The following is a 17,749-nucleotide window of genomic DNA, read 5'->3' as shown; positions in this document are numbered from 1 at the left end:
CTCACCCCTCCAGCGCGTAATCCTTGAACTGGCGCTTCAGCTCCGCCTTCCAGAGCTTGCCGGTGGCGGTCATCGGCAGCGTGTCCACGAATTCCACACGGTCCGGCATCCACCACTTGGCGATCTTGCCCTCCAGCACGGCCAGGATGCTCTCGGCCGTCGGGTTGGTCCCGGGCTTCCGCACCACCAGGAGCAGCGGCCGCTCATCCCATTTCGGATGGCGCACGCCGATGGCCGCCGCCAGCGCGACATCGGGGTGTGCCAGCGCCATGTTCTCCAGCGTGATGGAGCTGATCCATTCGCCGCCGGATTTGATGACGTCCTTCGCGCGGTCCACGATCTCGATGGCGCCGAGCGCATCCTCCGTCACCACATCGCCGGTCGAGAACCAGCCGTCGTCGCTGAAGGCCGGGTCATCCGGATGGTTGAAGTAGCTGGCGGCGACCCAGTGGCCCTGCACCTCCAGCTCGCCGAAGGCCACCTCGTCCCGCGCGATGGGCTTCCCCGCGCTGTCGAGGATGCGGAAATCCACGCCGAAGGGCGGGCGGCCCTGCTTGCGGCTATAGGCCAGCCAGCGATCCTCGTCCCATTCCGCCGTCTCGGCCTTGCGGGAGTTCAGCGCACCGAGCGGGCTCAGCTCCGTCATGCCCCAGGCATGCAGGATGGGAACGCCATATTCGCGCAGGAAACCTGTGGTGATGGGGACCGGCAGCGCCGTCCCGCCCACCACCAGCCGCGGCGGGGCGGTGAATCTGCGCGAAGGGTCAGCCCGCAGCCAGGCCAGCAGCATGGTCCAGATGGTGGGCACGCCGGCCGAGAAGGTGACCCGCTCCTCCTCGAAGAGCTTGAACAGGCTGGCCGGGTCGAGCTTGGGCCCCGGCAGCACCAGCGAGGCGCCCACCATGGCCGAGGCATAGGGGATGGACCAGGCGTTGACGTGGAACATCGGCACCACCGGCATCGCCACATCCCGCGCGCCGAGCGCGAAGACATCGGGCTGGATGGCGGACATGGCGTGCAGCACGGTGGAGCGGTGCGAATAGAGCACGCCCTTGGGCATGCCGGTCGTGCCCGAGGTGTAGCAGAGCGAGGAGGCAGCGCGTTCCTCCAGCTCCGGCCAGGCATGGTCGCCATCCTCGGCGGCGATCAGCGCGGCCTGGTCCAGCACCGGCACGGGCAGGTCAGGCTTGGGCGCCGGGCCCATCAGCACCACGGCGCGCAGCGAGGGCGGCAGGCGATCGGCCACCGCGGTCAGCGCGGGCAGGACGGAGGGGTCCACGAAGACCACCACATCCCCGGCATCGGCCAGGATATAGGCGATCTGGTCGGCGAAGAGGCGCGGGTTCACCGTGTGCAGCACGGCCCCCATGCCGGAGACGGCGTAATACACCTCCAGATGCGCGCGGGAATTCCAGCTCATGGTCGCGACCCGGTCGCCCGGCTTCACGCCGAGCCGGGTGAGCGCCTGGGCCAGGCGCTTCGCCCCGTGCTCCACCTCCGGCCATGTCCCGCGCGTCACCGCGCCCTCCGGATCCACCGAGACGATCTTCGCCCCCGCATGGTGCCGCGCCGCATGGCGCAGGATCGAGGAGACGAGGAGCGGGTGCTCCTGCATCAGGCCGAGCATGGTGGTCCTCCCTGGTCGTTCTTTGGAAGGCATCCTGGCGCAGGCAGGGCCGCGCCGTCCATGCCCGCAGGGCGCGCTACCAGCCCAGGCGGCGCGGATCGCCGGCCGGCGGCGGCGCGAAGGGGCGCGGGTTGTTCGAGGGCGGCAGGTCGAAGCGGCGCGGATCGTTCGGCGTCAGCTCGCGATCGAGGACGATCTGCCCGCTCGTGGTCTGATAACCGCGCTGGAAACTCGGCGGGCCGAAGGGCATGTCCGGCACGCCGGAGGAACCGGGCGAGGTGTCCACATTGGCGCAGGCGCCCAGCAGGAGCATCAGGCCGATCGGGAGAAGGCGCATCGTCGTCACTCCGGTCGAATATTGGCGCCGCGGATGAGGTCGCCCCACATGGTCGTCTCCCGCGCCAGGAGATCGCGCACCGATGCCGCATCGCCGGTCACGATGTCCACCCCCTGCTCCGCCATGCGGGAGCGAAGCGCGGGATCATCCGTCGCGGCGCGCAAGGCCGCCCCCAGCCGCTCCAGCACCGGCGCCGGCGTGCCGGCGGGCGCGAAGAGCGCCTGCCAGAACACCGCCTCGAAGCCCGGCACGGCATCGGCCACGGGCGGCAGGTCCGGCACCAGCGCATTGCGCTCGCGCGACGAAATGGCAAGGCCGCGCGTGCTGCCCTCACGCATCGTGGGCAGCGCCTCCAGCAGGGCCTGGAACATCGCCTGGATCCGGCCGGCGCGCAGCTCGATCAGCGCGGGCGCGCCACCGCGGAAGGGCACATGCACCACATCAATGCCGGTGCGCGCCACCAGCAGCGCCTGCGCCAGATGGTTCACCGCGCCCGTGCCGCTCGAACCGAAATTCACGCGGCCAGGATTGGCGCGGCAATAGGCGATGAACTCCTCCGTCGTGCGTGCGGGCACGGCGGGGTTCACATGCAGCGCGAAGGCGGTGCGGAACACCATGCCCACGGGCACCAGCTCGCGCATCGGTTCGCGGGGCGTGAGGTTGGGCTGCAGCGCCGGATTGATGGCGAGCGTGGAGGTGCCCATCAGCAGCGTGTAACCATCGGGCCGCGCCTGCGCGACATGCGTGTTGGCCACCGCCGTCGCCGCCCCCACGCGGTTCTCGATCACCACCGGTACGCCGAGCTCGCGCGCCATGCGCTCGGCGACCGCGCGGCTGGTCACATCCGTCACGCCGCCCGGCGCATAGCCCGAGGCGACGGCCAGGGCGCGGCTGGGGAAGGCCTCCTGCGCCTGGGCCGGCAGGGCCAGAAGGGCGGGCGTGGCCAGCAGGGCGCGGCGTGATGACATGGTGTCCTCCGTTTTCTTCTCGTTCAGTCCGGCGTCACATTCGCTTCGCCGAAGCGTCATGTGGCCGCAACATACACCCACTATGCCGCGCCCCGGCAGATGGGATGCGGGCATGCTTGAGATCGAGGGTCTGACACGGCGCTTCGGCAGTGTGAAGGCGGTGGATGGCGTGAGCCTGACCGTCCCAGCGGGCCAGATGGTCGGCGTGATCGGCCGCTCGGGCGCCGGCAAATCCACGCTGCTGCGCCTGATCAACCGCCTGGCCGAGCCCTCCGAGGGCCGCATCCGCTTCGACGGGCGCGACGTGACGGCGCTGAGCGGCCGTGCGCTGCGCGACTGGCGCACCGAATGCGCCATGATCTTCCAGCAATTCAATCTGGTGCAGCGCCTCGATGTGCTGACCAATGTGCTGATCGGCCGCCTCAACCATCGCCATGGCGTGCTGGCGCGGCTGGGTTCCCTCTTCTGCCAGTTCTCGCCCGCCGAGCGCGCCATGGCGCTGGCCGCGCTCGAGCGCTTCGACCTGCTCTCCACCGCGCTGCAACGCGCCGACACGCTCTCGGGCGGGCAGCAGCAGCGCGTCGCCATCTGTCGCGCCCTGATGCAGGAGCCGCGGCTGATCCTGGCCGATGAGCCGATCGCGAGCCTCGACCCGCGCAACGCCCGCACCGTGATGGATGCCCTGGCCGAAGTGAACCGGCGCGATGGGCTGACCGTCATGGTGAATCTGCATCACCTCGACACCGCCCGCGAATACTGCACCCGCGTCATCGCCATGCAGCAGGGCCGCGTCGTCTTCGATGGCGCGCCCGCGGAACTGAATGCCGCGCGCATCACTCAGATCTACGGCATCACCGAGGCCGAGTTCCAGGCCGAGGCGGCTGCCGCCGTGAATGCCACGCCTGCCCACGGCTTCGGGCCGCAGGTGGCGCTGGCCTGACCCCCTCCGAAGGAGTGACGAGACCGATGATCAACCGCCGCTACCTCGGCGCCCTGGCGCTCGGCGCTGGCCTGGCGCCGCAACTCGCCCCCGCACAGCGCGCCGCACCGGCCACCATGGCGCCGGAAGCCGCGGCCGGCCAGCGCATGCGCCGCACGCTGGATGCCGATGTCACCATGCCCGAGCCCGGCCGCCGCGCCTGGGCCGCGCAGGTGCCGCAGATCCGCATCGGCCTGCTGGGCGGCGAGAACGAGGCCGACCGCATGGGCCGCTTCGGCGCCTACCAGGCCCTGCTGCAGGAGACGTTCCAGCTCCCCGTCCGGCTCTTCGCCGCCAGTGACTATGCCGGCGTCCTGCAGGCCTTCTCGGCGGGCCAGATCGAGTTCGCGAGCATGGGCCCCTCCGTCTATGCCGGCACCTGGATCGACACCAATGGCGGTGTCGAGCCCGTGCTCGTGGCCGAGGAGCGCGACGGTTCCATCAGCTACATCGCCGTGATGGTGACGCGCGCCGATAGCGGCATCACCAATCTCGAGCAGATGCGCGGGCGCACGCTGGCCTGGGCGGATGCCAATTCCACCTCGGGCTATCTGGTGCCGCGCTTCGCGCTGCGCCGGCAGGGCATCGGCGTCGAGAGCGGGCAGTATTTCTCCCGCACCGGCTTCGGCGGCGGGCATGAGCAGGCGGTCGTCGCCGTGCTGCAGCGGCAGTTCGACGCCGCGGTCACCTGGGCCTCGGGCCAGGGCGATGTGAACGAGGGCTTCAGCCGCGGCAATCTGCGCGCGATGGTGGACAAGGGCATGCTGAACATGCGCGATCTGCGCATCATCTGGCAGAGCGAGCCCATCATCAACGGCCCGATCACCATGCGCACCAACCTGCCGCGCGCCTTCCGCGACGACATCGTGAACTTCCACCTGGCGCTGCCGAAGACGCACCCGACGATCTACCAGCAGATCGAGCGCGGCGGCGGCACCGGCTATCGCGAAGTGACGCATGCGCAGTTCCAGTTCCTGGTGGATATGCGCCGGGAAGAGGCGGCGGAGCGCCGGCGGAGGAGCTGAATTCCGCCCTCAAGCGCCGGGCGCGCGCTCCGCGCGCTCGGCTTCGCGCCGCCGGGCGGTGCGCTTGCGATGCGGCCCGTCGGGGCGCGCCGGCCGCTGTGCGGCCGGATTCTCGAAAGGAGAGCATGATGGTCACTGTGGCTCTGGCGCGTCGCGGCCTGCTTGCCGGTGGGGCGCTGCTCCCCCTCGCCGCGCAGGCGGAGCCCGCTGGCGAATGGCGCCCGCGCCGCACCGCCGATGGCGGCCACACCATGCCGGAGCCCGGCCGCCGCGCCTGGGCCGAGCAGGTGCCCGCCATCCGCGTCGGCCTGATGGGCGGCGAGAACGAGGCCGATCGCCTTGGCCGCTTCGACGGCCTGCGCCGGCTGCTGGAGGAGACCTTCCGAATCCCCGTCCGTCTCATGCCGGCCAGCGACTACGCGGGTGTGATGCAGGCGCTCTCGGCGAAGCAGATCGAGTTCGCCGCGCTCGGCCCTTCCATCTACGCCGCCGCCTGGATCGACACGCAGGGCGGCGTCGAGCCCATCCTCACCATCGAGCAGATCGACGGCTCCACCAGCTATGTCTCCGTCATGCTGGTCCGCGCCGATAGCGGCATCACGAATCTCGAACAGATGCGCGGGCGCAGCCTGGCCTGGGCCGATCCTAATTCCGCCTCGGGCTACCTGATTCCGCGCTTCGAGCTGCGCCGCGCGGGCGTGGGCGTGGAACCCGGCCAGTTCTTCGGCCGCACCGGCTTCGGCGGCGGGCATGAGCAGGCGGTGGTCGCCATGCTGCAGCGGCAATATGACGCGGCGATGACCTGGGCCTCCGGCGTCGGCGACATCCGCGAAGGCTTCAGCCGCGGCAATACGCGCGCCATGGTCGAGAAGGGCATGCTGCGCATGTCCGATGTGCGGATCATCTGGCAGTCCCGCCCCATCCAGAACGGGCCGATCACCATGCGCACCGACGTGCCGGCGGAATTCCGCGAGGACATCATCCGCTTCTACCTCGCTCTGCCCCAGGCCCATCCCGCCATCTTCGAGCAGATCGGCCGCGGCACCGGTGCGGGCTTCCGCGAAGCGCGCCACGCCGATTACGAGGTCTTCGTCGAAATGCGGCGCGAGGAAGCCGCCGCCCGGCGGAGGCGCTCCTGATGAGTTCGCCCGCCATCGCGGCGCAGGAGGCCGCGTTCCTGGATCTGCGCCGCCAGCGCCGCCGCACCACGCTGCTGGGCCTGCTGGTTCTGGCCGCCTGCCTGCTGCTCGCCGCCTGGACCAGCGAATTCCATCCCGCCACGCTCGCCGCCGGCCTGCCGCGCATCGGCGAGTATTTCGCGCGCATCGCGCCCGCCCTCGAATGGAACAAGCTCTTCGCCGATGTGGAGACCGAGGGCAGCCTCGCCTTCTGGTTCTACCGGCTCGACGCCTGGGCCATCCTGCTCTTCGAGACGGCGCAGATGGCGGCACTCGCCACGCTCGCCGGCGCCGTTGTGGCGCTGCTGCTGGCCTTCCCGGCGGCGAAGAACACCGGCGCACCTGCCTGGGCCTACCAGGCCTCCCGCCGCTTCCTGGAGGCGACGCGCACCGTGCCCGAAATCGTCTTCGCGCTGATCTTCGTCTGGGCCTTCGGCGTCGGCGCTCTGGCCGGCATCCTCGCCATCGCGCTGCACACGGCGGGCGCGCTCGGCAAGCTCTTCGCCGATGCGATGGAGAATGTGGAGATGCGCCCCTGGGATGGCGTCCGCGCCTCAGGCGGCACCTGGAGCGAGGCCTGCCGCTTCGCCGTGCTGCCCGCGGCCCTGCCTGACCTGCTCAGCTACGCGATGCTGCGCTTCGAAATCAACCTGCGCTCCGCCAGCGTCATCGGCTTCGTCGGCGCGGGCGGCATCGGCGAGGAGCTCTACAAGGTGATCTCCTTCAACTACTATGAGGAGATCAGCGCCATCCTGCTCCTCATCATCCTTTCCGTGATGGTGATCGACATGCTCTCCGAACGCCTCCGCCGCCGCGTCATCGAGGCCGTGGCATGAGCGCGCTTCGCATGGCGCCCGCCGAGATCGCCGCCTGGCAGGCCCGCGTGCCGCGCGCCTTCGGCCCCTCGTCGCGCGGGCGCGCGCTGCGCGTCCTGGGCGGCGTCGCCTTCCTCGCCTGGCTCATCGGCACCCTCTGGTGGTTCGACGTCTCGCCGCGCCGGATGTGGAACGGGCTGGAGGGCCTCCTCGTCATCACCCGGCTGATGATCCCGCCCTCCCCCGGCGAGCAATGGGTGGAAATCCTGCAAGGCCTGGCCGAAAGCCTCGCCATGGCCTTCCTCGGCACCTTCATCGCGGCGCTCATCGCCGTTCCGCTCGGCTTCCTCGGCGCCAACAACGTGGTGACGAACACATTGTTCCGCTTCTCGCTGCGCCGGGTCTTCGACGGCTTCCGTGGCGTGGACCAGCTGATCTGGGCGCTGGCCTATGTGCGCGCGGTGGGGCTCGGCCCGCTCGCCGGCGTGCTGGCGATCGCGACGGCGGATATCGCGGTGCTGGCCAAGCTTTACGCCGAGGCGATCGAGAATGCGGAGAAGAAGCAAGCCGAGGGCATCGCGGCCGCCGGTGGCTCGCCCACGCTCATCATGCGCTTCGGCATCCTGCCGCAGGTGGCGCCCATCATGCTGGGCCACGCGCTCTATTTCTTCGAGAGCAACACGCGTTCGGCCACCATCCTCGGCGTGGTGGGCGCGGGCGGCATCGGGTTGCAGATCGCGGAGCGCATCCGGGTCCGGCACTGGGACGAGGTGGCCTTCATCATCATCCTGATGGTGCTGATGGTGGCCGCGATCGACTGGCTCTCGGGCAAGCTGCGCCGGCGGCTGATCGGCGCGCGCTGAGCCCGGCTGGAGTGGCGCTGCATCGCGTGGCATAAACGCGCCGCGCGGGCGTGCCGGAATGGTAGACGGAAGGGTCTTAAAAACCCTCGGCCGCAAGGCCGTGCGGGTTCGAGCCCCGCCGCCCGCAAACCCCTACTCCAGGACCCAGCCCGGCCGTAGCGTGATCTCGGCGCGGGTGCAGATGTTGATGTTCCGCGCCTCCTCCGCATTGCCGTTGTCGAAGACGATGCGCAGATCCGCCTCACAGGCGCTGTCGGTGGCGATCTCCCGCCGCTCGCCGCGCGCGAGCGGCCGGTCACCCAGCTGGTTCTCGCCCCAGTCGCTCTCCTGCACCGAGGAGAGATAGACCTCGCGCACCGGCCGGCCATGGGCGTGCACCAGCGCCACCTGGCGGCCCGGCGCGAAGGCGATGGTCTGGCCGTTGCAGATGTCCACATCGCTGCGCTCCTCCGCCTGGTTGTCGGCGAAGACGGCGCGCAGCCTCACGCGGCAGGCCGGATTGCGGATGCGCAGGAGGAAGCTCTGCCCCGGATTGAGCACGGTGGCGCCCAGGCGATCCCCGCCCCAGCTATCCCCCGTCGTCGCATAAAGCTCACGCAGGACGCGGCGGGTGCGGTTGGCGATGGTCACCTCGCGCAGCGGAATGGAAGGATCGCCGAAGACGATGCGCGGCGTGGCGCAGAGGTCCACCTGCTGCCGCGTCTCGGCCTGGGCACCGCGGAAGACGGCGCGCGCCTCGAAGCGGCATTCCGTCTCGCCACGCAGGCGCAGGTTGAAGCTGTCGCTGCCCGGCACGGTCGCCGCCCCCAGCCGGTCGGGCCCCACCACGCCGGGGCGCGCGAGGAAGAGCTGCATCAGCTCCACATCCGTATTGTTCACCACCTCGACGGCGCGGGTGTTGCGGTCATCCACCACCAGTTCGCGCGTGGCACAGACCTCGACGCCGCTGCGCGCCTCGGCGCTGCCATCCTCGAAGACGGCGCGCATCTCCACCTGGCAGGGGCCACGGCCCAGCCGGAGCGCGAAGGTGGCGCCCGGCCGCACCACATCGGCGCCCAGCCGATCCGGCCCCGTCTCACGCGAGGGACCGTTCCAGAGATAGAGCTCGCGCAGCACGCTCTCCGAGTTGTTGCGCAGCAGGATGTTCCTGTCCTGCGCCGCCGGCGCCTGCGGCGTGGTCGGCTTGCCGGACGGCTGTGCCAGGGCGGGAGAGCAGGCCAGCACGAAGACCAGCAGCATGCGCGGCATCGGGATCCTCATCGTGCAATGACCCGGGCGGTCAGGGGGGGGCCGGGTTCGAGTACAAGTTCGCCGGCGCCGCAGATCTGGACGAGCCGGATTCTCTGCTCGCTGCCATCGGCGAAGACGGCGCGCAGCGAGAGGCCGCACTGCCCCATGCCCAGCGCCAGTTCACGCGCGCCGCCGGCGGGCAGCGCCGCGCCGCCGAGCCGTTCCTCGCCTTCCGCCGCGAAGCCCTGGTTCCAGAGGAAAAACTGCCGGATCGGCAGTCCTGTCGCGTTCCGCAACGTGACCGTGCCGAGATCCTGGAAGGGGGGCGTGAGCGGCGCCGGGGCGGTGGGTTGCGCGGCGGCCGGAAGGGCCAGGAGCGGAAAGATGAGAACGGCCGGGAGCTTCATGGACAGGGCCTTCATGGCGGCGGCAGCAGGATGACGCGCGCGCCGGCGCGCCGATCCACGCCCTGGCGCTCGCGCTCGGTCGTGAAGCCGCGGGTGCGCGCCTCGGCACGGACGCGATCGCGCTCCACGCCCAGTTGCGCCAGCTCCAGCGCCACGGCCCGGGCGCGCCGGGCGGCCAGGCGGCTTGCCGTCTGCGCGCCCCCCTCGGGCGAGGCGGCGAAGCCCAGAACGCAGATGTTGCGGTCCAGCATCTGCTTCGCCTCCTCCGCCAGCGGCGTGAGGCGGCTGATGGCCTCGGGCGTCACGCGGTCCGCGCCACGGGCGAATTCGATGGAAACGGCGCCGTCCTGCAGCTGTTCGGCCCCGACGCAGGAGAAGTCGCGCAGCTGCGCCAGGGCGGGCGAGGCGGAGAGCAGCAGGAGGACCGCGAGGGCATGGATCATGTGGCGGCCAGCAGCCCGGCTTCGCGCAGGCGCGCCAGCAGTGCGGCAGCATCCGCCGCCGGGTGCGCGCGTTTCAGCTCGGCCTCGGTGATATCGGGCCGCGCCAGCAGCCACTGCGCAGCCTCGGCCTCGGCGGGATTGAGCGGCACCGTGCCAGTCGCGGTCTTCAGCACCCATTCGGCGCCGCGCCGCACCGGCTTCGCGCCGCCGGGGATGACCCGGAAGGCACCGCCCTCGGCCGCTTCCTCGCCCTCGGCCGCGGCCGGTGCCGCCATGCCGCGCCAGGCGAGGAGGTCATTGCCGCCGCGCTGGAAGCGGTAATCGGCGACATACTGCTCCAGCACAGCCATCACCTTGGGGTCCTTGGCGAGTTCGGCCACGCGCGCGCCCAATTGCCCCGCGCGCTGCGTCAACGCGAACTTCGCCGCGGCACTGCCATCCTGGCGCGGCAAGGGCTGGCGGAAGACGGTCTCGTAGAGCACGCGCTCGAGCAGGATGTTCATCACATCCATCCCGTTCGGCGCATGCGCGCCATAGGCGACGTGCACACTGGCCGGCGCTTCGGCCAGCGCATCGTGATACCAGCCGCGCGGGAGATAGAGCAGGTCGCCCGGCTTCATCAGGATCTTGGCGCGCAGCTTGCCCTTGTGCTGCTCGTGATGCGCCTGGTCCTGGCTGCGCCAGAGCGGGTGGCTGATCGGCCAATCCGCGCGGCCTTCCCAGATGTTCCAGGTCTTCTCGCCCTCGACCTGGACGGCCCAGACGTCATGCGTGTCGTAATGGGCGGGAAAGGCCTTGTGGCTCTGCCAGGAGATGTAGACATTGGCCTGCGCCTTGCCCAAGCCCGCGCTCTCGATCGCGTGGCTGACGGAAGCGAGGCCGGGCGTCAGGCTGTCCACATCGTTCATCACGATGCTCGCGCCCTTCTGCACCCATTCGCGCACGCGCGCCGTGACCGGCTGCATGAGTTGCGCATTGCTGTCGCGACCCGTGGCGCGGGTGCAATATTCCTCGGCCGCAATGGGCTTGCCGTCGAGCACGAGCTGCAGCGAGTGGCTGGACCAGGCATGCGTCATGTCCAGCAGCCGGTTGATCTGCCGCCAGGAGAAGACGGCGGCGAACTTCGCCGGGTCCCCCTTCAGGTGAAGGGGTAACCTGTCATGATATTCGGCGAAGAACCGCTCGACCGGCATGGGCGCGAGCAATTGGGCGAGCGTCATTGTCATGGGGCGAATCCTAGCCCAGCCGGCCCTCGCATGCCACGCCCCCGGATGCGGCGCCTGCACGCCATGCTTGCGCGGGGGGGGCGGAAAGCCGGAAGCTGGCCCCAAAGGAAGGACGCCATGCCAGAAGCCCCGATGAGCGAGATGCCCGACCCCGTGCGGGAGGAGGTGCTGCGCGCCGCCCGCGAGGGGCTTTCCCCCGCCGCCGCCGCCCTGCTGCCCGCGCTGCACGCCGCCATGCCCACGGCCGAGCTCGCCGCCCGCCCGCCCGAGGCCCTGCGCGACGCCGCGGCCTCGCTGGCGGCCCTGGCGGCGCAGCGCGCGCCGGGCGAGGTGAAGCTGCGGCTCACACCGCCCGCCTCCGGCCGCGGCGCGCATGGCGTGGCCGAGATCATCGTGGGCGACATGCCCTTCCTGGTGGATTCCGTCCTGGCGGCATTGACGCGCGAGGGCCGGGTGGTGCGGGAATTCCTGCATCCGGTGATGGCGGTGACGCGGGATGCGACGGGCGGCCTCGTCACCCTCGGCGCGGGGGAGGCGCGCGAGAGCATGATGCGCGTCACCATCGGCGCCAGCGCCGGGCATCTTCTGCCGGGCACCGCGCCGCATGGCTGGCCGGCGGTGGAGGCGGCGCTGGCCCGCGCGCTGCATGATGTGGGCGTGGCGGTCCGGGATTTCCCGGCAATGCTCGCGCTGCTGCAGCAGGCCGATGCCGAGATGGGCGCGGAGGAGGAAGCGCGCGAATTCCTCGGCTGGCTGCGTGAGGACAATTTCGTCCTGCTCGGCCATCGCCACCTGGTGGTGGCGCATGGCGAGGTGCGCGTGCTGGAGGCCGAGAATCTCGGCCTGCTGGCGGATCCCTCGGTGCCTGTCTTCGACGCCCTGGCCGCACTGCCCGCCCTGCCGGAGACGCTCCGTGTCGCCTTCGCCGCGCCGCCGCCGGTCACCGTCGCCAAGGCGAACATGCGCAGCACGGTGCACCGGCCTCAGCATGCGGATGTGATCGCCACGCGCATCCTGGACGCGACAGGCCAGGTGGTGGGGGTACGCCTCTTCCTCGGCCTCTTCGCCGCCGCCGCCTACAACCGCAACCCGCGTTCCATCCCGCTGCTGCGCGGCAAGGTGGAGCGGATCCTCGCTGCCGCCGGCGTCTCGCCCTACAGCCATGACGGGCGCGCTTTGCGCAACATCCTCGACACCTGGCCGCGCGACGAGCTGTTCCAGGCGAGCGAGGCGGATATCCTGGCCGGCGCGCGCATCGCGCTCGACCTCTCGATCCGCCCGCGCTCGGCGCTGTTCTTCCGTCCCGATCCCTTCGGCCGCTTCGTCTCCGTCATCGCCTGGCTGCCGCGCGAGGGCTTCGACACAAGGCTGCGCTCGCGCGTGGGCGAGATGCTCGCCCGCGCGCATGGCGGGCGGCTCTCCGCCTTCTACATCGCGCTCGGCGACGCACCGCTCGCCCGCGTGCACTACATCATCGGCACCGATCCCGGCACGGCGCTGAGCCCGGATCACGCGGCGCTGGAAGCCGCCGTGGCCCAGGCCGCGCGCAGCTTCGGCGAACGCCTGGCCGAGGCGCTGACCGCCGAGCGCGGCGAGCTTGAAGCGGGAGAGGTGCTGGCCCTTTGGCGCGACGCCTTCCCACCCGCCTACCGCGAGACGGAGACCGTCGCGCAAGGCATCGCGGACATCCAGCTCGCGGGCGATGTCGCCATCACGGGCCGGGCGCGCGCCACGGTCTCGCGCCCGCGCGGCGCAGGACCGCGCGAAGTCGTGATCCGACTGGCCAGTCCTGATGCACCGCTGCCCCTTGCCGAGGCGCTGCCACTGTTCGAGGCCCTCGATATGCGCGCGATCGAGGAGGTTCCCCATCGCCTCGCTCCCGCTCAGGGCCGGCAGGTGGTGCTGCATGTCTATCGCCTGGAGGCACGCGCCGACGTCCCGGAGGAGCGGCTCGACATCCTCACCGGCGCGCTGCACGCACTGCTCTCGGGCGCCGTGGAGGCGGATGGCTTCAACCGCCTCGTCCTGCGCGCGGATATCGAATGGAAGGAATGCTGGCTGCTGCGCGCCATGTATCGCTGGCTCAAGCAGGTCGGTTTTCCCTTCGCGCAGGCCAGCGTGGAGGATGCGCTGGCGGCGAACCCCGAGGCCGCGCGCCTGCTCATCGCGCTGTTCAACGCCCGCTTCGACCCCGAGGCGCAGAATCGCGACGAGGCGGCCCTCGACGCCGCCTGGCGTGCCATGCTGGACGCGGTGGAGAACCCCGACGAGGACCGCATCCTGGCCCGGCTGCGCGTGGTGCTGGACGCGATGCTGCGGACGAATTTCTTCCAGGCCAAGGACTATGTCGCCTTCAAGCTCGACAGCGCCGCGGCGGGGGAGATGCCTTTGCCGCGCCCCTGGCGGGAGATCTTCGTCCACAGCGCAAGCATGGAAGGCTGCCACCTGCGCGCCGGCCCGGTCGCGCGGGGCGGCATCCGCTGGTCCGACCGGCGGGAGGATTTCCGCACCGAGATCCTGGGGTTGATGAAGGCGCAGCGCCTGAAGAACGTCGTCATCGTGCCGACCGGCGCCAAGGGCGGCTTCGTGCTGAAGGGCCATGTGCCGAGCGACCGTGAAGGCTTCCAGGCCACCGGCATCGCCGCCTATCGCACGCTGGTGCGCGGCATGCTGGACCTGACCGACAACCTGCACGGCATCGAGGTTGTGACACCCCCCGGCATCCACCGCCGCGACGGTGACGACCCCTATATCGTGGCCGCCGCCGACAAGGGCACCGCCACCTTCAGCGACATCGCCAACGGGCTTTCCGCCGAATACGGCTTCTGGCTGGGCGATGCCTTCGCCTCGGGCGGCTCGGCCGGCTATGATCACAAGGCGATGGGCATCACCGCGCGCGGCGCCTGGGTGATGATCGAACGGCACTTCGTGGAGACGCTCGGCCGCTCCATCCACGACGCGCCCTTCACCGTGGCCGGTGTCGGCGACATGTCGGGCGACGTGTTCGGCAATGGCCTGCTCATCTCGAAGCAGGCGAAGCTGGTGGCGGCCTTCGATCATCGGCACATCTTCCTCGACCCTGACCCCGATCCGGCGCGCAGCCATGCGGAGCGCGCGCGCCTGTTCGCGCTGCCGCGTTCCTCCTGGGCGGATTACGATGCCACGCTGATCTCGGCGGGCGGTGGGGTCTTCGCGCGCAACCTGAAGACGATCGCGCTGAGTGCCGAGGTGCGCGCGCTGCTCGGGATCAGCGCCGAACGCGCCGAACCGGCCGCGGTGCTCCAGGCCATCCTGAAGCTCGACACCGACCTGCTCTACTTTGGCGGGATCGGCACCTATGTGAAGGCCAGCACCGAGAGTCAGGCCGAGGCGGGCGACCGCGCGAATGACGCCATCCGCGTGGATGGCCGCGACATCCGCGCCCGGGTGGTGGGCGAGGGCGCCAATCTCGGCGTGACCCAGGCGGGCCGCATCGAGATCGCGCGCGCCGGCGCCCGCATCAACACCGATGCGCTCGACAATTCCGCGGGCGTCAGCACCTCCGACCATGAGGTGAACATCAAGATCCTGCTGGCCGATGCGGAAGGCGCGGGCGTCATGACGCGCCGCCAGCGCGACGAGTTGCTGGAGAGCATGACGGATGAGGTCGCGGCCCTCGTGCTGCGCGACAACCACCTGCAATCCGTCGCCGTCACGCTGGAGACGCGCACAGGGGTGGCAGCGCTTCCCGCCCAGGCGGCCCTGATGACGCGGCTCGAGGCGGAGGGCCTGCTGGATCGCGCCCAGGCCGGCCTGCCCGATGCCGCGACCATGGCGGCCCGCGCCAAGTCCGGCGACGCGCTGACGCGGCCCGAGATCGTGGCGCTGCTGCCCTTCGCCAAGCTCTGGCTGGGCGAGGTGATCCACGCCTCGTCCCTGCCGGATGAGGCGGTCTTCGCGCCGCTGCTCACCGCCTATTTCCCGAGCGCGCTGCGGGCCCCGGGCTTCGCCGCCTTCATGGGGCGGCACCGCCTGCGGCGGGATCTGGTGGCCACCGCGCTCGCCAATATGGTGGTGAACCGGCTGGGCTGCGCGGGCCTCGCGCGCCTCGTCGCCGCCGCCGAGCCGGCCGATGTGGTGGCGGCCACCTGGCTCGCCTCCGAGCTCTTTGGGCTGGAGGCGCGCTTCGAGGCTGCCGAGGAAGCGCCCCCCAACCCGCGCCTCGCCGCGCAATCCGTGCTGCGCGAATTGCTGGAGGCGGCGGCGGTGGAGTTGCTGCCCGCCATCCGCGCCGGGCTCGAGCCTGCGACCGCCAGCCTCGCCATCGGCATCACCGCGCTGAGCGAAGCCGCGATGGCCGAGGCAACGGAGGATGGCGCGCTGCCCGGCACGCTCGGCCGCTTCATCGCCGCGGCGCCGCGTCTCGCCGCAGCGCCGGCCATCGTGCGGCTGGCGGCTGAAAGCGGTGCCGATCCCGCCGCCGCCGCCCGCGCCTGGAGCGAGGTCGGCGCCGCCTGCCAGCTCGATGCGCTGGCCGAAGCCGCGCGGCGCATGACCGCCCCCGGCGCCTATGGCGACCGTGCGCGGGCCGCGCTGCTGGCCGATCTGCGCGACACGCAGTTCCGCCTCGCCGCTCAACGGCTCGGCGGGGCCAGCGCCGAACTGCCCGAGGCGCTGCGCCCTCTGCTGGCCGAAGCCGCGCGGCAGGGTGACCTGGCCGCCGTCACCGTCGCGGTGCGGGCCCTGGCGGGCGCGGCGTGACGCGCCGCGAATGGGCCTGGGCGAGCTATGACTGGGCCAACAGCGCCTTCCCGACGGTGGTCTCCACCTTCGTCATCGCGGCCTATTTCACCCGGGGCATCGCGCCCGACCCGGTGACCGGCCAGGTCATGTGGGGCTGGATGCAGGCGCTGGTCGGCCTCGCCATCGGCCTGCTCTCGCCGCTGCTCGGCGCCATCGCCGATGCCGGCGGGCGGCGGCGGCTGATGCTGCTGCTTTGTACGCTGCTGACGGCCTTCTTCACCGCCGGCATCTGGTTCGCGAAGCCCGAGCCGGGCTACGCCGCCTGGGCGCTGCTCTGCGTGGCGCTGGGCACGCTCTGCTTCGAACTCGGCACCGTTTTCTACAACGCCATGCTGCCCGATGCGACGACGCGCGAGCGGCTGGGCCGCGTCTCGGGCATTGGCTGGGCGCTGGGCTATGCGGGCGGCCTCGCCTGCCTCGTGCTCTGCCTCGCCTTGCTCGTGCAGCCCAACCCCTCGCCCTTCGGGCTGGACCGCGAGGCGGCGGAGCATGTGCGCGCGACCGCGCTGCTGGTCGCGGCCTGGCTGCTGCTCTTCGCCTGGCCGGTGCTCGTCTTCCTGCCTTCGACGCGGGGCCCGCGCACGCCGCTGCGCCAGGCGGCGACGGAAGGGATCGCGGACCTTCTGCGCCTGCTGCGCGGACTGCCGCGGCAAAAACTGATCGGCCGCTTCCTGCTGGCGCGCCTCTTCTACACGGATGGGCTGAACGTGCTCTTCGCCTTTGGCGCCATCTACGCGGCGGGCGTCTTCGGCATGGGGTTCGAGGAGATCCTGCTCTTCGGCATCGCGCTGAATGTGACGGGCGGCATCGGCGCCGCTCTGGGCGGCTGGGTGGAGGAACGCCTCGGCGCGCGCGCCACCATCCTCACGGCGCTGATGGCGCTGATGGCGATCGGCGGTGCGATGCTGCTGGTGGAGAGCAAGGCGGCCTTCTGGGTGCTGGGCGTGCTGCTGGGCCTTTTCTTCGGCCCGGCCCAGGCGGCGAGCCGCAGCCTGATGGCGCAGGTGGCGCCCCCGGGCGAGATCGCGGCCTATTTCGGCCTGTTTGCCCTCTCCGGCCGCGCGACAGGATTTCTCGGGCCCGCCGCGCTGGCGCTGGTGACGGATGTCACGAACAGCCAGCGCGCGGGGATGGGCGTCGTGCTGCTGCTGCTGGGCACGGGCGCCGCCATCCTCGCCACACTGCCGCGGGCGCGCTGACCCTCAGAGATGCTTCTTGAAGAAGGCCAGCGTCCGCTCCTGCGCCAGTTCCGCATCCTTGGGCACGTAGCTGCCCCGCTCCTCGCAGCCGAAGCCATGGCCGGCGCCTTGATAGACGAAGACCTCCACCTCCGGCCGCGCCGCCTGGATGGCGGAAACATCCGCGAGCGGGATGGAGCCATCCACCTCGCCGAAATGCAGCTGCACCGGGCAGCGCGGCGTCTCATCCTTGGCCGCCGCGATGCCGCCGCCATACCAGCCGACCGCGGCCTTGAAGGCCGAGCTGCGCACCGCGCCATGCCAGGAGACGGTTCCGCCCCAGCAATAGCCGACGATGCCGCGCGGCAGCCCGGCCGGCAGCGCGCCGGCGGCGGCCAGGATGTCCAGCAGCGTCAGGTGCTCGTCGATCTTGCCGCGCAGGGTGCGGCCGCGCGTCACGTCCTCGGCCGTATAGCCCAGCTCCACGCCGCGTTCCGTGCGGTCGAACAGCGCGGGGCAGATCACGGCATAGCCGGCGGCGGCGAAGCTGTCGGCCACGCGGCGCATGTGGCGGTTCACGCCGAAGATCTCCTGGACGATGACGAGGCCGGCCTTCGCATCGGCGGGCCCGGCGCGATAGGCGGCCAGGCTGTGGCCATCGGCGGCGGTGAGCGTGATCTGCATGGACGAA

At 71.0% G+C, this 17,749-nt stretch carries 15 protein-coding genes and 1 tRNA gene; 8 read left to right on the top strand and 8 right to left on the bottom strand.

Annotated features, from left to right (window positions below; translation table 11 throughout):
* Position 1: 1 nt before the first annotated feature.
* The 3 genes from KTR66_RS19235 to KTR66_RS19225 form a co-directional block, all read right to left on the bottom strand.
* Positions 2-1,627, bottom strand: coding sequence for a long-chain-fatty-acid--CoA ligase (locus KTR66_RS19235; RefSeq protein WP_213615426.1), 1,626 nt, complete (start codon positions 1,625-1,627; stop codon positions 2-4).
* A 76-nt stretch (positions 1,628-1,703) separates the two neighbouring features.
* Positions 1,704-1,964: a hypothetical protein gene (locus KTR66_RS19230; RefSeq protein WP_213615424.1), complete on the bottom strand. Its 261-nt coding sequence runs from the start codon at positions 1,962-1,964 to the stop codon at positions 1,704-1,706.
* A gap of 5 nt (positions 1,965-1,969) precedes the next feature.
* A complete protein-coding gene (locus KTR66_RS19225; protein WP_213615422.1) occupies positions 1,970-2,932 on the bottom strand; it encodes a tripartite tricarboxylate transporter substrate binding protein in 963 nt (320 codons plus the stop codon).
* Between the two features lie 112 nt (positions 2,933-3,044).
* On the opposite strand from KTR66_RS19225, the gene phnC reads away from it, so the two are divergent.
* The 6 genes from phnC (at position 3,045) to KTR66_RS19195 (ending at position 7,919) form a co-directional block, all read left to right on the top strand.
* Entirely contained in the window at positions 3,045-3,872 is an 828-nt protein-coding gene (gene phnC / locus KTR66_RS19220) for a phosphonate ABC transporter ATP-binding protein (protein WP_213615420.1), read from the top strand.
* Between the two features lie 26 nt (positions 3,873-3,898).
* Positions 3,899-4,936 (top strand): phosphate/phosphite/phosphonate ABC transporter substrate-binding protein, encoded by a 1,038-nt coding sequence (gene phnD / locus KTR66_RS19215; protein ID WP_213615418.1) that lies wholly within the window; start codon positions 3,899-3,901, stop codon positions 4,934-4,936.
* Between the two features lie 128 nt (positions 4,937-5,064).
* Positions 5,065-6,075, top strand: coding sequence for a phosphate/phosphite/phosphonate ABC transporter substrate-binding protein (gene phnD / locus KTR66_RS19210; RefSeq protein ID WP_213615416.1), 1,011 nt, complete (start codon positions 5,065-5,067; stop codon positions 6,073-6,075).
* Positions 6,075-6,950 carry a phosphonate ABC transporter, permease protein PhnE gene (phnE, locus tag KTR66_RS19205; RefSeq protein WP_213615414.1) on the top strand — a complete coding sequence of 292 codons (876 nt, stop codon included), beginning with the start codon at positions 6,075-6,077 and terminating at the stop codon, positions 6,948-6,950. The genes phnD (KTR66_RS19210) and phnE (KTR66_RS19205) overlap by 1 nt, the downstream gene beginning before the upstream one ends.
* Entirely contained in the window at positions 6,947-7,792 is an 846-nt protein-coding gene (gene phnE / locus KTR66_RS19200) for a phosphonate ABC transporter, permease protein PhnE (protein WP_213615412.1), read from the top strand. The genes phnE (KTR66_RS19205) and phnE (KTR66_RS19200) overlap by 4 nt, the downstream gene beginning before the upstream one ends.
* Before the next feature lie 44 nt (positions 7,793-7,836).
* Positions 7,837-7,919: transfer RNA gene (locus KTR66_RS19195), tRNA-Leu, on the top strand.
* Positions 7,920-7,924: 5 nt separating this feature from the next.
* On the opposite strand, the gene KTR66_RS19190 is transcribed toward KTR66_RS19195, so the two are convergent.
* From KTR66_RS19190 to KTR66_RS19175, 4 genes are read right to left on the bottom strand one after another with little or no spacing between them, the layout of a single operon-like run.
* A complete protein-coding gene (locus KTR66_RS19190; protein ID WP_213615410.1) occupies positions 7,925-9,040 on the bottom strand; it encodes a hypothetical protein in 1,116 nt (371 codons plus the stop codon).
* An 8-nt stretch (positions 9,041-9,048) separates the two neighbouring features.
* Positions 9,049-9,429 (bottom strand): hypothetical protein, encoded by a 381-nt coding sequence (locus KTR66_RS19185; protein ID WP_213615408.1) that lies wholly within the window; start codon positions 9,427-9,429, stop codon positions 9,049-9,051.
* Positions 9,430-9,440: 11 nt separating this feature from the next.
* Positions 9,441-9,872 carry an OmpA family protein gene (locus KTR66_RS19180; RefSeq protein WP_213615406.1) on the bottom strand — a complete coding sequence of 144 codons (432 nt, stop codon included), beginning with the start codon at positions 9,870-9,872 and terminating at the stop codon, positions 9,441-9,443.
* Positions 9,869-11,098 (bottom strand): cupin domain-containing protein, encoded by a 1,230-nt coding sequence (locus KTR66_RS19175; RefSeq protein WP_213615404.1) that lies wholly within the window; start codon positions 11,096-11,098, stop codon positions 9,869-9,871. The genes KTR66_RS19180 and KTR66_RS19175 overlap by 4 nt, the downstream gene beginning before the upstream one ends.
* A 117-nt stretch (positions 11,099-11,215) precedes the next feature.
* On the opposite strand from KTR66_RS19175, the gene KTR66_RS19170 reads away from it, so the two are divergent.
* Entirely contained in the window at positions 11,216-15,838 is a 4,623-nt protein-coding gene (locus KTR66_RS19170) for an NAD-glutamate dehydrogenase domain-containing protein (RefSeq protein ID WP_249732272.1), read from the top strand.
* On the top strand, positions 15,835-17,079 hold the full coding sequence (locus tag KTR66_RS19165) for an MFS transporter (RefSeq protein ID WP_213615402.1): 1,245 nt from the start codon (positions 15,835-15,837) through the stop codon (positions 17,077-17,079). The genes KTR66_RS19170 and KTR66_RS19165 overlap by 4 nt, the downstream gene beginning before the upstream one ends.
* 3 nt (positions 17,080-17,082) lie before the next feature.
* On the opposite strand, the gene KTR66_RS19160 is transcribed toward KTR66_RS19165, so the two are convergent.
* Positions 17,083-17,742, bottom strand: coding sequence for a dienelactone hydrolase family protein (locus KTR66_RS19160; protein WP_213615400.1), 660 nt, complete (start codon positions 17,740-17,742; stop codon positions 17,083-17,085).
* Between the last annotated feature and the right edge of the window lie 7 nt (positions 17,743-17,749).

The sequence above is a fragment of the Roseococcus sp. SDR genome (genome assembly GCF_019083995.1).
Taxonomy (GTDB): domain Bacteria; phylum Pseudomonadota; class Alphaproteobacteria; order Acetobacterales; family Acetobacteraceae; genus Roseococcus.
Note: the sequence above shows the minus strand (reverse complement) of the source record. Positions and strands in the feature narration are given on the sequence as shown.